We start from the raw sequence: 15,748 nt of genomic DNA, 5'->3' as shown, positions 1-15,748 counted from the left end.
GCGAACTGGTTGAGTTTCTGACCCTGCCCGGTTACGAGCTGCTTACCTGAACCTGAACCTGAACCTGAACCTGAACCCTGAACCCTGAACCCTGAACCCTGAACCCTGAACCCTGAACCCTGAACCCTGAACCCTGACAAGGAGCACCATGATGACTTCTCGTACCGAACAGATTCAGCAGACCGAACAGACCTGGCGCGACAGCCGCTGGAACGGCATCCTGCGCCCCTACAGCGCGGCAGAGGTGGTGCAGCTGCGCGGATCGGTTAATCCGGCCTGTACGCTGGCGCAGCAGGGGGCGGAAAAGCTGTGGGCGCTGCTTAACGGCGGTGCCGGCAAAGGCTACGTTAACTGCCTCGGCGCGCTGACCGGCGGCCAGGCGTTGCAGCAGGCGAAGGCCGGCATTGAAGCGATCTACCTCTCCGGCTGGCAGGTGGCGGCGGATGCCAACCTGGCGGGCAGCATGTATCCGGATCAGTCGCTCTACCCGGCGAACTCGGTGCCGTCGGTGGTGGAGCGCATCAACAACAGCTTCCTGCGCGCCGATCAGATCCAGTGGGCCGCCGGCATTGAGCCGGGCGACCCGCGCTATACCGACTACTTCCTGCCGATCGTCGCCGATGCCGAAGCGGGCTTTGGCGGCGTACTCAACGCCTTTGAGCTGATGAAAGGGATGATTCAGGCGGGGGCGGGCGGGGTGCATTTCGAAGATCAGCTGGCGTCGGTGAAGAAGTGCGGCCATATGGGCGGTAAGGTGCTGGTGCCAACCCAGGAGGCGATTCAGAAGCTGGTCGCCGCCCGGCTGGCCGCCGACGTGATGGGCGTGCCGACGGTGCTGATTGCCCGCACCGATGCTGAAGCCGCCGACCTGATCACCTCGGACTGCGACCCGTATGACCGCGAATTCATCAGTGGCGAACGCACCGCCGAGGGTTTCTTCCGCACCCACGCCGGGGTGGAGCAGGCGATCGCCCGTGGGCTGGCCTACGCCCCTTACGCCGACGTGGTGTGGTGCGAAACCTCGACCCCGGACCTGGCGCTGGCGCAGCGCTTCGCCGGGGCGATCCACGCCCGTTTCCCCGGCAAGCTGCTGGCCTATAACTGCTCGCCGTCGTTCAACTGGAAAAAGAACCTCGATGACGCCACCATCGCCCGCTTCCAGCAGGCGCTGGCGGAGATGGGCTACAAATACCAGTTCATCACCCTGGCCGGCATCCACAGCATGTGGTTCAACATGTTTGACCTGGCAAAAGCCTACGCGCAGGGGGAAGGGATGCGCCACTACGTGGAAAAGGTTCAGCAGCCGGAGTTTGCCGCCATCGAGCGCGGCTACACCTTCTCCTCCCACCAGCAGGAGGTCGGCACCGGCTATTTTGACCGGGTCACCAACACTATCCAGGGCGGCGCTTCGTCGGTCACCGCACTGACCGGCTCCACCGAAGAGCAGCAGTTCTGAGTCGCACCGTCGGCAGACCGCGCCAGAGAGGCTTACGGCGTTCCTCCGATGCCTTATTAAGCGTTGGGGATTGGAGGGCGCACGGACTCACGCAGTGGGGCGGTCGTGCCAGCAGAGAGACTAACGGCGCTCATCTGATGCCTTATTGAACGCCGGGATTGCAGGGCGCACGGACCAACGCAGCGGGGCGGTCGCGCCAGCAGAGAGGCTAACGGTGTTCCTCTGATGCCTTATTGAACGCAGGGGAACGGAGGGTGTACGGGCTAACGTATTGGAGCGATCGCGCCAGCAGGATGCTCTAAATCATTGATGTCATAGCGGGTGGAGGTAGCCGATGGCTTCAGAAACATTGATTGCACAGACGATTCTGCAGGGATTTGACGCCCAGTACGGGCGTTTTCTGGAGGTGACCGCCGGGGCGCAGCAGCGCTTTGAGCAGGCCGACTGGCCGGCAGTACAGGCGGCGATGAAGGCGCGTATCCACCTCTACGACCATCACGTCGGGCTGGTGACCGAGCAGCTGCGCTGCATGGCCGGGCCGGAGGTGGCGGACCAGCATTTTCTGCAGCAGGTCAAAGCCGTCTACACCGGCCTGCTGCCGGACTATCCACGCTTTGAAATTGCCGAAAGCTTTTTTAACTCGGTTTACTGCCGCCTGTTCAGCCATCAGTCGCTGACCGAGGAGCGGCTGTTTATCTTCAGCTCACAGCCTGAACGTCGTTTCCGTACTATCCCACGGCCGCTGGCGAAATCCTTTAACGCCGCGCAGGGCTGGCGGCCGCTGCTGGCGGCGCTGCTGGCCGACCTGCCGCTGCGCCTGACGTGGCAGGATCTGCCGCGCGACGTCGGTTTTATCCTCGCGCATCTGCAGGAGCATTTCCCGGCGGCGGCGCTGCAGCAGGCCACGCTGCAGGTGGCTAACGAATTGTTTTACCGTAACAAGGCCGCCTGGCTGGTGGGCAAACTGCGCCTGCCTTCCGGCGTTTTCCCCTTTCTGCTGCCGATCCATCGCAGCGACGAGGGCGAGCTGTGGATCGATACCTGCCTGACCCAGCCGCGCGAAGCCAGCATCGTGTTCGGCTTTGCCCGTTCCTACTTTATGGTTTACGCGCCGCTGCCCGCCGCGCTGGTAGAGTGGCTACGCGAGATCTTACCGGGCAAAACCACCGCCGAGCTGTATATGGCGATTGGCTGCCAGAAGCACGGTAAAACCGAAAGCTACCGCGAGTACCTCAACTATATGGCGGGCAGCGAGGAGGCTTTTGTTATCGCGCCCGGCGTGCCGGGGCTGGTGATGCTGGTGTTTACCCTGCCGGGGTTCGATCGGGTGTTTAAGGTGATTAAGGACCAGTTTGCGCCGCAGAAAGAGGTCACGCCGGCCCGCGTGCGCCAGTGCTATCAGCTGGTCAAAGAGCACGATCGCGTTGGCCGCATGGCGGACACCCAGGAGTTTGAGCACTTTGCCATCGAACGCGGCCGCATCAGCCCGCCGCTGCTGGCGGCGCTGCAGCGCGACGTGCCGTCGATCCTGCGTGAGGAGGGTGAAATGCTGGTGATAGGCCACCTGTATATGGAACGGCGGATGACGCCGCTCAACCTGTGGCTGGAGCAGGCCAGCCCGCTGCAGCGCCGTGAGGCGATCGAAGAGTACGGCAACGCGGTGAAACAGCTGGCCGCCGCCAACATCTTTCCCGGCGATATGCTGTATAAAAACTTTGGCGTCACCCGCCACGGTCGGGTGGTGTTCTATGACTACGACGAAATCAGCTATATGACCGAGGTGAACTTCCGCGATGTGCCGCCGCCGCGTTATCCGGAAGATGAGCTGAGCGCCGAACCCTGGTACAGCGTGGCGCCGGAAGACGTGTTCCCCGCCGAATTCCGCCACTGGCTCTGCGCCGATCCGGCGATTGCCGCGCTGTTTGACGAGATGCACGGCGAACTGTTCAGCGCGGCGTACTGGCGCGGACTGCAGCAGCGCATCCGCGACGGTCATATTGAGGACGTGTTTGCCTACCGCCGCCGTCAGCGCTTTGCTCAGCGCTACGGCAGCGGCGTGACGGCTCAGGTGTAGAAGTAGCGCACCACGTGGAAGAATACCGGCGCGGCGAAGCACAGGGAATCAATGCGATCCATCATGCCGCCGTGCCCCTCGATCATCGCGCCGAAGTCTTTCACCCCGCGATCGCGCTTGATGGCGGACATGCACAGCCCACCGAGGAAGCCGAGCAGGGTGATCAGCAGCGAGATCAGAAACGCCTGCCACGGGGCAAACGGCGTGATCCACCACAGACCCATTCCCACCAGGCTGGCGGAAAGGATGCCGCCGACAAAGCCCTCGACGGTTTTGTTCGGGCTGAGCTTCGGCACGATTGGCCGCTTACCGAACAGCTTGCCGAACACGTACTGCAGCACGTCGGAGATCTGCACCACAATCATCAGGAACAGCAGCAGCTTGATGTTCTGCTGCTCAAAGCCGGGGATCTGCAGCATCAGCAGCGCCGGGGCGTGGCTGATGCAGTAAACGGCGATCATCATGCTCCACTGGATCTTGGCCGCCCGCTCCAGGAAGTGCTGCGTATCACCGGCCACCGCCAGCCGTGCCGGAATAAACAGCCAGGCATACACCGGGATCAGAATGACAAAAACCCCATACCACTGCACGCCCACCAGCAGATACTGCAGCGGCAGGATGATAAAGAAGCACCAGAACAGCGTCTCGTGATCGCTGCGGCGGGTGGGCAGCAGGGTGATGCACTCGCGCAGGGCGAAGAACGACATCAGCATAAACAGCACCACCGAGCCGATCGGCCCGATCAGCATCGCCAGCACCGATATAATGCACATCACCCACCAGGCGCGGATGCGGGCGTTCAGGTTGCTGACGGTGGCGTTCTGCTTAAAGCGCGCGATGATGCCGCCGGTGATGCTGGCGAACAGCAGCAGGCCAAACAGACCGCTGAGCAGCCAGATCAGAGAATCATCCCATTGGGTCATGGTGCCAGCGCCTCCAGCGCGGATTGGGTTCGGTCCAGAAATGCCTGCTTATCTTCACCGTCCTGCACGCCCGGCAGCGGACTGCCGAAGGTGGCGCTGCAGATGATCGGCACCACCAGCCGCGAGCCTTTCGGCAGTACGCGGTTGAGATTATCCAGCCATACCGGCACCAGTTCGACCTCCGGCCAGGCTTTCGACAGATGATAAAGCCCGCTTTTAAAACGGTTCAGCTGTTCACCGTCGCCGCGAGTCCCTTCCGGGAACAGGATCAGCGAGTGCTGCTGCGCCAGCGCCTGTTTCAGCGGTTCCAGCGGATCCGGGCGCACCGCAGCACCGGCCTGCGCCGTGGCGGCGCTGCGGCGCTCCACCAGCACCGCGCGGAACACCTGCAGCGCCAGATAGCGGCGCAGGCGGGAGCCCAGCCAGTAGTCGGCGGCGGCCACCGGATGCACCGTATCGCGCAGCGGCTTCGGCAGGCTGGCCCAGATCACCAGCCCGTCGAGGTGGCTGCTGTGGTTGGCGAAGTAGATGCGGTTTTTACCGGCGTCCGGCTCGCTGTGCCAGCGCGAGCGGATACCGGTCAGCAGGCGGCACGCCGTCACCAGCAGCCTGCTGACCAACCGTGCGGATAAACGGCGCTTACTCATGTGGCACCTCCTTACGCAGCGCGGCGGCCACCAGCCGGGTACGCCGCACGCAGGTCACCAGCGTACCGGCGATAATCAGCCACAGCGCGATGCTCAACAGCGTCTGGCCCCAGCCGGGCAGCAGCAGGGTTATCACCGCCGCCAGGGTCAGCAGCGCCATACGGTGCTGCTTGGCCATCGGCCCGGCGAAGCGCTGCGCCAGGCCGCAGCTGCCGCCCAGCAGGCGGATATAGGCGGTCATCATCGCCAGCAGCGCGGCGGCCCAGCCCAGCGTCGGGCCGAGCGGCAGGCTGGTCAGGCCGTAGCCGACGCCAAGCAGAATCAGCGAGTCAGAGATGCGGTCGGGCATATCGTTATAGATTGCGCCCACCGCGCTCTTCAGCCCGCCCTCAACGGCGACCATGCCGTCAAACAGGTTACACAGCAGCCGGCCCTGAATGCCGATAATGGCACCGGCCATCGCCAGCCGGGTCAGCCCGTCGCCGTCGCCACGGAAGGCAACGGCAAAGCAGACGGCGGCCAGCAGCGCAAAGACGATACTGGCGACGGAGATTCCGTTAGGGGTGGCGCCGGCGCGCTGCAGCCAACGCGCGGCGGCGGTGGCCCAGCGCGCGTCGCGCGTTTTGACCGGACGGCGGTCCTGAACGTCCTTATCCATATTTATCCTCCAGAGGATGAAAGTAAGGTGGGGCAGGCTCCCGGTGCCGCCGTGACGGCGCGGCCCGGGACGATTTTTTTTATCAGCGCACGCCGCCGTATTCGCGGGTGATCTCTTTCGCTGCCTTGATCACCAGAGCGCCGATCTCGGTGACGCGGTCATCGGTGATGCGCGAGATCGGCCCGGAGATCGACAGCGCGGCAAAGGGCTCATGGTGTTCGTCGTAGATGCAGGCCGCCACGCAGCGCAGGCCGAGCGCGTGCTCTTCATCATCAAAGGCGTAGCCGCTTTTGCGCACCCGCGCCAGATCTTCTTTCAGGCTGTGCGGCGACATCAGCGTTTTTGGCGTGTAGTGATGCAGCCCCTGGCGGTGCAGCAGCCCGGTCACCTGCTGCTCGCTCAGGTTGGCCAGAAACGCCTTGCCGGCCCCGGAGGCGTGCATCGGCAGCTTGCCGCCGATCGGTGCCGACATGCGCATCAGCTGGGTACACTGTACCTGATCGATGATCACCGCCTGATGGTCGCTGAGATCCAGCACCGCCAGATTAACGGTTTCGCCCGACTGCTCCATCAGCGTGCGCAGCATCGGGTGCACCAGCGCCAGCAGGTTGCGGCTCTGCAGGAAGCTGCTGCCGACCACAAAGGCGTGCGCGCCGATGGTCCACAGCCCGAGATCGCCCACCTGACGCACAAAGCCCTGCTGCTGCATGGTGCTTAGCAGCCGGTGGGTGGTGGAGTTGGGCAGCCCGGCCTGCTGGGCCAGTTCGGTCAGCGCCACGCTGCCGTGGGACTCGGCGATCAGTTCCAGCAGCGTCAGACCACGGGTCAGCGACTGCACCTGACCGGTAGCATTAGGTCCTTGCGCGGTGGTCTGGCGCGGTTTTTTGCCGCGTTTAGCCACGACGGGGGTAGCCATAACGAACTCCTTAACGTTTCATCCTGTGGAAATCATTTTCGTTTTATTGGCTAATAATGCAACGGCTACGAATCAGGTCTGACCAGCAGGGCACAAGCTGAACAACTCTCAACTGCGATTGCTGTTACCCGTACAAAAGTTGTGCCAGTATGGCTTACTGGCGCTGGGGCCAGCAGGCGATGGCGAAGAGGCAGGAACGGTGAGCAACAGGACTGAAGCGCTGCATCAGCAGCTGGCAAAACGCATTATGCTGCTGGACGGCGGTATGGGCACCATGATCCAGAGCTACAGGCTGCAGGAGGACGATTTTCGCGGTACGCGTTTCGCCGGCTGGCCCTGCGATCTGCAGGGCAACAACGATCTGCTGGTGCTGACCCAACCCGACATTATCCGCGATATCCATAACGGCTACCTCGCGGCGGGTGCCGATATCCTCGAAACCAACACCTTTAACGCCACCACCATCGCCATGGCCGACTATGAGATGGCATCGCTGTCGGCGGAGATTAACCGGGTAGCCGCACAGCTGGCCCGCGCCTGCGCCGATGCGTGGACGGCGAAAACGCCCGAGCGCCCGCGCTACGTTGCCGGTGTGTTAGGGCCCACTAACCGAACCTGCTCGATCTCGCCGGACGTCAACGACCCCGCCTTCCGTAACGTCACCTTTAACCAGCTGGTGGAGGCCTACCGTGAATCAACGCGGGCGCTGATCGAGGGCGGTTGCGATATCATCATGATTGAAACGGTGTTCGACACCCTCAACGCCAAGGCGGCGATCTTCGCCGTGCAGAGCGAGTTTGAGGCGCTGGGCGTGACGCTGCCGCTGATGATCTCCGGTACCATTACCGATGCCTCCGGCCGTACCCTCTCCGGTCAGACCACCGAAGCCTTCTATAACTCGCTGCGCCATGCTGAACCGCTGTCGTTTGGCCTGAACTGTGCGCTGGGCCCGGACGAACTGCGCCAGTACGTCGCCGAGCTGTCGCGTATTGCCGAAGGTTACGTCAGCGCGCACCCCAATGCCGGGCTGCCCAACGCCTTTGGCGAATACGATCTCGACGCGGCCATCATGGCGGAGCAGATTGGCGAATGGGCGCGGGCGGGCTTCCTGAATATCGTCGGCGGCTGCTGCGGTACCACGCCGGAACATATTGCGGCGATGGCCAGAGCGGTGGAAGGCGTGGCACCGCGCCCGCTGCCGGCCATCCCGGTCGCCTGCCGCCTGGCGGGGCTGGAAGCGCTGACCATCAGCCCGGAAACGCTGTTCGTTAACGTCGGCGAGCGCACAAACGTCACCGGCTCCGCCAGATTTAAGCGGCTGATCAAAGAAGAGAAGTACAACGAAGCGCTGGACGTGGCGCTGCAGCAGGTGCAGAGCGGCGCGCAGATCATCGACATCAACATGGATGAGGGGATGCTCGACGCCGAAGCGGCGATGGTGCGCTTTCTTAACCTGATTGCCGGCGAGCCGGATATCGCCCGCGTGCCGATTATGATCGACTCCTCAAAGTGGGAGGTGATCGAGAAGGGCCTGCAGTGCATCCAGGGCAAGGGCATCGTCAACTCGATCTCGATGAAAGAGGGCATTGAGCCGTTCCTGCACCACGCGCGGCTGGTGCGCCGCTACGGCGCGGCGATGGTGGTGATGGCCTTTGACGAGGTCGGCCAGGCCGACACCCGCGAACGCAAAATCGAGATCTGCCGCCGCGCCTACAACATTCTCACCGAACAGGTGGGCTTCCCGCCGGAAGACATCATCTTTGACCCGAATATCTTCGCGGTCGCCACCGGCATTGAAGAGCACAACAACTACGCGGTGGACTTTATCGGCGCCTGTGAGGACATCAAACGCGAACTGCCGCACGCGATGATCTCCGGCGGCGTCTCCAACGTCTCGTTCTCGTTCCGCGGCAACGAGCCGGTGCGCGAGGCGATCCACGCGGTATTCCTCTATCACGCCATCCGCAACGGCATGGATATGGGCATCGTTAACGCCGGCCAGCTGGCGATCTACGACGACCTGCCGGCCGACCTGCGCGAAGCGGTGGAGGACGTGGTGCAGAACCGCCGCGACGACGGCACCGAACGGCTGCTGGCGCTGGCGGAAAAATACCGCGGCAGCAAGGGCGACGACGACAGCACCAGGCCGCAGGCCGAATGGCGCGGCTGGGAGGTGGCGAAGCGGCTGGAGTATTCGCTGGTGAAGGGCATCACCGAATTTATTGAAGAAGACACCGAAGCCGCCCGCCAGCAGGCTGCGCGGCCGATTGAAGTGATCGAAGGCCCGCTGATGGCCGGTATGAACGTGGTCGGTGACCTGTTCGGTGAGGGTAAAATGTTCCTGCCGCAGGTGGTGAAATCGGCCCGCGTGATGAAGCAGGCGGTGGCCTGGCTGCAGCCCTATATTGAAGCCAGCAAAGAGAAGGGCAGCACCAACGGTAAAATCGTCCTCGCCACGGTGAAGGGTGACGTACACGACATCGGTAAAAACATCGTTGGCGTGGTGCTGCAGTGTAACAACTACGAAATTATCGACCTCGGCGTGATGGTGCCGGGGGAGAAAATCCTCAAAACCGCCCGCGAGCACAACGCCGACATTATCGGCCTCTCCGGGCTGATCACCCCGTCGCTGGATGAGATGGTCAACGTGGCGAAGGAGATGGAGCGCCAGGGCTTTACCCTGCCGCTGCTGATCGGCGGAGCCACCACCTCGAAGGCGCATACGGCGGTAAAAATTGAGCAGAACTACAGCGGGCCGACGGTCTACGTGCAGAACGCCTCGCGCACGGTGGGCGTGGTCTCCGCGCTGCTTTCTGCCGGCCAGCACGACGAGTTTGTTGCCCGCACCCGCAAAGAGTATGACACCGTGCGCATCCAGCACGCGCGCAAAAAGCCGCGCACGCCGCCGGTCAGCCTGGCTGTGGCGCGCGCCAACGACACGAAAATTGACTGGGAAAACTACACGCCACCCCCTGTCCGGCAGCAGGGCGTCATCGAAGTGAGCGCTAACATCGAAACCCTGCGCCACTACATCGACTGGACGCCGTTCTTTATGACCTGGTCGCTGGCCGGCAAGTATCCGCGCATTCTGCAGGATGAGGTGGTGGGCGAAGAGGCGCAGCGGCTGTTTGCCGATGCCAACGCAATGCTCGACCAGCTGAGCCGCGACGGCACGCTCAATCCGCGTGGGGTGGTTGGTCTTTTCCCGGCTAACCGGGTGGATGACGATATCGAAATCTACACCGACGAGTCGCGCACGGAAATTTTGCAAGTGAGTCATCACTTACGCCAGCAGACAGAGAAAACGGACTTCCCGAACTACTGCCTGGCCGATTTTGTTGCGCCGAAGTCGAGCGGCAAAGCCGATTACCTGGGGGCTTTTGCGGTCACCGGCGGCCTGGAAGAGGATGCGCTGGCCGCGGCGTACGACGCGCAGCACGACGACTACAACAAAATCATGCTTAAGGCGCTGGCAGACCGCCTGGCGGAGGGCTTTGCCGAATACCTGCACGAGCAGGTGCGTAAGACGATCTGGGGCTTCGCACCGGACGAGAGCCTGAGCAACGAGGAGCTGATCCGCGAAAACTACCGGGGCATCCGCCCGGCACCCGGCTACCCGGCCTGCCCGGAACACACCGAAAAGGCCACCATCTGGCAGTTGCTGGACGTGGAAGCCCGCACCGGGATGAAGCTGACCGAGTCCTTCGCCATGTGGCCCGGCGCGGCGGTCTCCGGCTGGTACTTCAGCCACCCTGACAGTAAATATTTCGCCGTCGCCCAGCTGCAGCGCGATCAGGTAGAAGATTACGCCCGCCGTAAAGGCATGCCGGTCAGCGAGGTCGAGCGCTGGCTGGCACCGAACCTCGGGTATGACGCTGACTAACCCACCATCGGCACTCCACTAGTTCGGTCGGCAGCCTGCGTAAACGGCTGCCGACCGCGCGTCTGAGCTGCACCTGGCCCGCTATGATAACCCTCACATTTTCAGCAAAATCCTTACTGCATTTGCCCCTTACTCACACATATCATGCTGATTAAAAACCTGATTTTTGATTTAGCAGCTAAACTTTCACCTGAAGGTTTATGATTGAAAACGTGCCGTCGGTCGGACGGCAGCACAGAAGTGAGGTAAAAGAACGGTGTTAACCCTGTTGAACTTATTATCCGCCGTGGCGCTGCTGGTGTGGGGTACCCATATCGTGCGTACCGGCATTATGCGCGTCTACGGCGCCGACCTGCGCCGGGTGCTGAGCCACAGCGTGGCCAAAAAACCGATGGCCTTTATGGCCGGTATCGGCGTGACCGCGCTGGTGCAGAGCAGCAACGCCACCACGCTGCTGGTCACTTCGTTTGTCGCCCAGAACCTTGTGGGGCTGACCCCGGCGCTGGTGATCATTCTCGGTGCCGACGTCGGTACCGCGGTGATGGCGCGCATCCTGACTTTCGATCTTTCGTGGCTGTCGCCGCTGTTTATCTTCTTCGGCGTGGTGTTCTTCCTCGGGCGCAAACAGAGCCGCGCCGGGCAGGTGGGGCGGGTGTTTATCGGGCTGGGGCTGATCCTGCTGGCCCTGCAGCTGATCGTCGCCGCCGCCACGCCGATCACCCAGGCCTCCGGGGTGAAGGTGATCTTCTCGTCGCTGACCGGTGACGTGATGCTCGATGCGCTGATCGGCGCGGTGTTTGCCATTATCAGCTACTCCAGCCTCGCGGCGGTGCTGATCACCGCCACGCTGACCGCCACCGGGGTGATCTCGTTTAAGGTGGCGCTGTGCCTGGTGATCGGGGCCAACCTCGGCAGCGGGCTGCTGGCGATGCTTAACAACAGTACCGCCAACGCCGCCGGCAAGCGGGTGGCGCTGGGCAGCCTGCTGTTTAAATTTATCGGCCTGCTGATCGTGCTGCCGTTCGTTGAGCCGCTGGCGGCGTGGCTGGACCGGCTGCCGGTGGATGATGAAGAGCTGGTGATCTTCTTCCACGTGTTCTACAACCTGATCCGCTGCCTGGCGATGGTGCCGTTTGCCGGCGCGATGGCGGCGCTGTGCGAACGGCTGATCCGTGAAGAGCCGGAAAACGACCTGCGGCTGAAACCGCGCCATCTCGATGCCTCCGCGCTGGATACGCCGACGCTGGCGCTGGCGAATGCCTCCCGCGAGACGCTGCGGATGGGCGACGTTATGGAGCAGATGCTGGCGTCGTTCAGTAAGGTAATCCACGGCGAAGTACGCCAGGAACGCGAGATCCGCAAGCTGGATGATGACGTCGACGTGCTGTATACCGCCATCAAGCTCTATCTGGCGCAGATGCCGAAGGAGGATCTGGCCGAGGAGGATTCCCGCCGCTGGGCGGAGATTATCGAGATGGCGCTGAACCTGGAGATGGCCGGCGATATTCTTGAACGTATGGGCGGCGACGTGGCGAGTAAGTCGCTGACCGCGCGGCGGGCATTCTCCGTGGAAGGGCTGCAGGAGCTGGACGAGCAGCTGGAGCTGCTGGGCAGTAACCTGCGCCTCAGCCTGTCGGTATTTTTATCCCGTGATATCACCAGCGCCCGGCGGCTGCGCCGCGCCAAGCACCGTTTCCGCATCACCAACCGGCGTTTCTCCCACGCCCACGTGGACAGGCTGCACCAGCAGAACGTGCAGAGCATTGAGACCAGCTCGCTGCATCTCGGCCTGCTGGGGGATATGAAACGCCTGAACTCGCTGTTCTGCGCGGTGGCCTACAGCGTGCTGGAGCAGCCGGACGATGACAAGAACGATGACGATCGGGGATAAATCGTCACCTGCCTCCCAACGGACTTCCTGTCTGGCTGTGGCTTTGTACTCAGGTGCCTGGTTCGGCGGCCTATTTGCTGCCAGGGCATCGCTGCTGATTCCGGCGATCGGGTCGCCCGTTGCGGGCAGATCGCCGGGTCGCCGTGAACCCTTCCTTGGGGGCTCGGACGGCGCATCCGTGCGCCGTACGCCCGGCTAACCTGTCCCCCAACGGACTCCCTTTTAGGCTGCATTGTTGCTGTTAAGGGCTTCGCTGCTAATTCCAGTGTTCAGCTCGTCGGGAACGATATGATCCCCAAAGCTTGAATGCCGATAAAGCGATTCAATCGCAAAAAGGCAATCGGGGGGTGATGCGGATAAGCGGACTGTCAGCGCCCATGGATGGGCGATGCCAAGCCCCCAGGGACGGGTTTACGGCGTGTCCGCGTTCCGCATCATCCCCCGATAAGCCAGGCGCCGGTTTAGCAGCAACGCCCCTAACCAGAAGCACGAAAGCATCAGAAAAGCACCCAACTCAACCCATCATCTGCGCCCAGCCCCAGCCCCAGCCCCAGCCCCAGCCCCAGCCCCGATAAGCCAGGCGCCGGTTTAGCAGCCATGCCCCTAACCAGAGGCTCCGGTTTAGCAGCAACGCCCAAAAAAAAGCCGGAGCATCCCGCCCCGGCTTCTTCCTGAAGAGAGAAAGCTACTTCTTCTCGTCCTTAATCTCTTTACCCGACCAGTACCCCGCCAGCAGCGACCCGGACAGATTGTGCCACACCGAGAACAGTGCGCCCGGCAACGCCGCCAGCGGTGAAAAGTACAGCTTGCCCAGCGTCGCCGCCAGACCGGAGTTCTGCATCCCCACCTCCAGCGCCAGCGTGCGGCAGGTTGACTCATCAAAACCGAACAGCTTACCGCCCCAGTAACCGCCCAGCAGGCCAATGGCGTTATGCAGCATCACCGCAATAATCACCACCAGACCCACCGACGCAATATGGCTCTGACTGCCCGCCACCACCGCGCTGATAATCAGCAGAATACAGACCATCGAAAACGCCGGCAGATACGGTTCCACGCGCTTCACCACGCCGTTCAGCGTATGGTGGATCACCAGACCGAGGCTAATCGGCACCACCACGATCTTCACGATGCTCAACAGCATGCCCACCACGTCCACCTGAATATGGGTATCAACGTAGAATTTGGTTAACAGCGGCGTGGCAAACACCCCGACCAGCGCCGAAACGGAAGAGATGGTCACCGACAGCGCCACGTCGCCCTTCGACAGATAGATCATCACGTTCGACGCGGTACCGCTGGCCACGCTGCCGACCAGAATCATCCCCGCCGACAGATCCGGCGGCATATTAAACAGCTTCGCCAGCGCCCACGCGGCCAGCGGCATCACCAGATAGTGCAGAAACGTCCCGGCAATCACCGGTGCCGGACGGGTCAGCACCCGCTTAAAATCATCAATATTCAGCGTCACGCCCATGCCGAACATAATCAGCATCAGCAGATAAGTGACGTACGGACCAAAGCCGGTAAAGGTATCCGGCGTATAGTAGGCGGCAGCAGAGAGCAGGACCGCCCACAGGGGGAACAGTCGCGTTACGGTGGCGAGCATAGCCAGACTTCCTTTTATCATGTTGTATGTATCCCGCGTGTAAACTCCGCAGGTAAGACGGTAAACCCAATTTGCCATAGCAGACGGCGCCGTTACCAGAAACGGCGGGAACAGATCATAGCATTAAAAGTGGGGTGAAAAAGCAGCAAACCTGCGGTGAATATCAGCAGAAAAAGCTAAGTCAGTGCGGTGAAAGCAGTGCGATCGGCTAACGCGGGGCGAGGCGCGGGCCAGAGACCGCCTGTTTATTCCGGGCGTAAAAAAACCGGGCCAGGCCCGGTTTCGCGATGACTCAGTGACCCGATTACTCGAACAGGTTGCGGTGCAGCCGCTGAACCACCTGCTCCGCGTCCTGGCCTGGGACCAGGAAGCACAGGTTATAGCTGCTGGCACCGTAGCAGATCATCCGCAGATTGAACCCTTCCAGCACGCCAAACACCTCTTTGCCTACGCCGCAGGCCTGGGAGAGTTTGTTGCCGATCAGCGCGATCAGCGCCAGGTTCTCTTCCACTTCCACCCGGCACAGCGATGACAGCTCGGTCAGCAGCGCCTGAGTCAGCAGACTGTCGCCGGTCGAGGTCGACCCGGTGGTATCCAGCGTCAGCGCCACGCTCACTTCTGAGGTGGTGATCAGGTCCACAGAGATACTGTGGCGCGCGAGGATATTGAACACCTCGGCAAGGAACCCGCGCGCGTGCAGCATGTTCATGCTGTGCAGGGTCAGCAGCGTCTGGCGACGACGCAGCGCCAGCGCGCGGAACAGCGGCGGGTTCTGGCCCTTATTGCACACCAGCGTGCCGCCGGCGGACGGGTCTTTGCTCGAACCGACAAACACCGGAATATCGCTGCGCACGGCCGGCAGAATGGTCGCCGGGTGCAGCACTTTGGCTCCGAAGGTGGCCATCTCAGCGGCTTCTTCAAAGGTAATCTCATCGATACGCTTGGCGGCAGACACCACGCGCGGATCGGTGGTGTAGATGCCCGGTACGTCGGTCCAGATATCAATACGGCTGGCACCCAGCGCTTCGCCGAGCAGGGCAGCGGTGTAGTCGCTGCCGCCGCGGCCAAGGGTGGTGGTGCGGCCTTTATCTTCGCTACCGATAAAGCCCTGGGTTACCACCAGCGCTTCGGCAATACGTGGCTGCAGCTGGGTCGACGCCAGCGTCGACAGGGTAGCGATCTCCGGCTCGGCACGGCCAAAACGATCGTTGGTGCGCATCACTTTACGCACGTCAAACCACTCGGCGTTAACCTGGCGCTCGCGCAGGATTTCAACGAACAGCAGGGTCGACATCAATTCGCCGTGGCTGACCAGCTCGTCGGTCAGCGCGGTGGAGGTCGCCAGCGCGGTGGCCTCGGCCAGCATGGCGATATTCTCCAGCATGCGGTCGATCTCATCGCTGATTACGCCGGGCTCTTGCAGGCAGTCGATAATGGCGTACTGAATGCGGCGGATATCGTCCAGCAGGTACGCGCGTTCCTCCAGCTGTTTACCTTCAGCCAGCGTCACTAAAAGATTGGTTACACCCGCAGAGGCGGAGAGAACGACCAGACGCACGTCCGGGTTGGACAGCACCACATCGGCGCTGCGATTCATAGCGGTAAAATCGGCCACGCTGGTGCCGCCAAACTTCGCTACGATCAGATTTTGAGACATGACTACCTCGTGTCAGGATATTTTCCATCAGCCT

The 15,748-nt window shown here is 62.1% G+C and carries 10 protein-coding genes; 4 read left to right on the top strand and 6 right to left on the bottom strand.

All coding sequences use genetic code 11. The features are described 5' to 3' along the window. The first annotated feature begins 148 nt into the window (after positions 1–148). Both aceA and aceK read left to right on the top strand, forming a co-directional pair. Positions 149–1,456 (top strand): isocitrate lyase, encoded by a 1,308-nt coding sequence (aceA, locus tag NV64_RS17480; RefSeq protein ID WP_056234991.1) that lies wholly within the window; start codon positions 149–151, stop codon positions 1,454–1,456. A 334-nt stretch (positions 1,457–1,790) separates the two neighbouring features. Continuing rightward, positions 1,791–3,530: a bifunctional isocitrate dehydrogenase kinase/phosphatase gene (gene aceK / locus NV64_RS17475; protein ID WP_101506428.1), complete on the top strand. Its 1,740-nt coding sequence runs from the start codon at positions 1,791–1,793 to the stop codon at positions 3,528–3,530. On the opposite strand, the gene NV64_RS17470 is transcribed toward aceK, so the two are convergent. From NV64_RS17470 to iclR, 4 genes are all read right to left on the bottom strand, one after another. Then, positions 3,521–4,453, bottom strand: coding sequence for a phosphatidate cytidylyltransferase (locus tag NV64_RS17470; protein ID WP_101506427.1), 933 nt, complete (start codon positions 4,451–4,453; stop codon positions 3,521–3,523). The two genes, aceK and NV64_RS17470, sit on opposite strands and share 10 nt — an antisense overlap. Further along, entirely contained in the window at positions 4,450–5,100 is a 651-nt protein-coding gene (locus tag NV64_RS17465; RefSeq protein ID WP_101506426.1) for a 1-acyl-sn-glycerol-3-phosphate acyltransferase, read from the bottom strand. Before NV64_RS17465 ends, NV64_RS17470 begins: the two co-directional genes overlap by 4 nt. After that, a complete protein-coding gene (locus tag NV64_RS17460) occupies positions 5,093–5,758 on the bottom strand; it encodes a CDP-alcohol phosphatidyltransferase family protein (RefSeq protein WP_056235004.1) in 666 nt (221 codons plus the stop codon). Before NV64_RS17460 ends, NV64_RS17465 begins: the two co-directional genes overlap by 8 nt. An 82-nt stretch (positions 5,759–5,840) precedes the next feature. Next, the gene (iclR, locus tag NV64_RS17455; RefSeq protein ID WP_056235008.1) at positions 5,841–6,674 is read right to left on the bottom strand and encodes a glyoxylate bypass operon transcriptional repressor IclR; all 834 of its coding nucleotides are present in this window, start codon (positions 6,672–6,674) and stop codon (positions 5,841–5,843) included. Between the two features lie 199 nt (positions 6,675–6,873). On the opposite strand from iclR, the gene metH reads away from it, so the two are divergent. Together metH and NV64_RS17445 are read left to right on the top strand one after the other, a co-directional pair. Then, a complete protein-coding gene (gene metH, locus NV64_RS17450) occupies positions 6,874–10,557 on the top strand; it encodes a methionine synthase (protein WP_101506425.1) in 3,684 nt (1,227 codons plus the stop codon). A 256-nt stretch (positions 10,558–10,813) separates the two neighbouring features. After that, positions 10,814–12,448, top strand: a complete 1,635-nt coding sequence (locus tag NV64_RS17445; protein ID WP_056235014.1) for a Na/Pi cotransporter family protein — start codon at positions 10,814–10,816, stop codon at positions 12,446–12,448. 685 nt (positions 12,449–13,133) lie between these two features. Here the strand turns inward: NV64_RS17445 and panS are convergent. Together panS and lysC are read right to left on the bottom strand one after the other, a co-directional pair. Then, a complete protein-coding gene (gene panS / locus NV64_RS17440; protein ID WP_056235022.1) occupies positions 13,134–14,057 on the bottom strand; it encodes a ketopantoate/pantoate/pantothenate transporter PanS in 924 nt (307 codons plus the stop codon). 304 nt (positions 14,058–14,361) lie between these two features. After that, positions 14,362–15,714 (bottom strand): lysine-sensitive aspartokinase 3, encoded by a 1,353-nt coding sequence (gene lysC, locus NV64_RS17435; RefSeq protein ID WP_056235025.1) that lies wholly within the window; start codon positions 15,712–15,714, stop codon positions 14,362–14,364. Positions 15,715–15,748 lie beyond the last annotated feature (34 nt).

The sequence above is a fragment of the Erwinia sp. B116 genome, assembly GCF_002865965.1.
In the GTDB taxonomy this organism is placed as follows: domain Bacteria; phylum Pseudomonadota; class Gammaproteobacteria; order Enterobacterales; family Enterobacteriaceae; genus Erwinia.
The sequence above is the reverse complement of the archived record's forward strand: the minus strand, read 5'-3'. Positions and strand labels throughout refer to the sequence as shown.

Coding starts and splice junctions, on each gene's coding strand:
- aceA (WP_056234991.1), top strand. CDS start 149: ATGATGACTTCTCGTACCGAACAGATTCAGCAGACCGAACAGACCTGG.
- aceK (WP_101506428.1), top strand. CDS start 1,791: ATGGCTTCAGAAACATTGATTGCACAGACGATTCTGCAGGGATTTGAC.
- NV64_RS17470 (WP_101506427.1), bottom strand. CDS start 4,453: ATGACCCAATGGGATGATTCTCTGATCTGGCTGCTCAGCGGTCTGTTT.
- NV64_RS17465 (WP_101506426.1), bottom strand. CDS start 5,100: ATGAGTAAGCGCCGTTTATCCGCACGGTTGGTCAGCAGGCTGCTGGTG.
- NV64_RS17460 (WP_056235004.1), bottom strand. CDS start 5,758: ATGGATAAGGACGTTCAGGACCGCCGTCCGGTCAAAACGCGCGACGCG.
- iclR (WP_056235008.1), bottom strand. CDS start 6,674: ATGGCTACCCCCGTCGTGGCTAAACGCGGCAAAAAACCGCGCCAGACC.
- panS (WP_056235022.1), bottom strand. CDS start 14,057: ATGCTCGCCACCGTAACGCGACTGTTCCCCCTGTGGGCGGTCCTGCTC.
- lysC (WP_056235025.1), bottom strand. CDS start 15,714: ATGTCTCAAAATCTGATCGTAGCGAAGTTTGGCGGCACCAGCGTGGCC.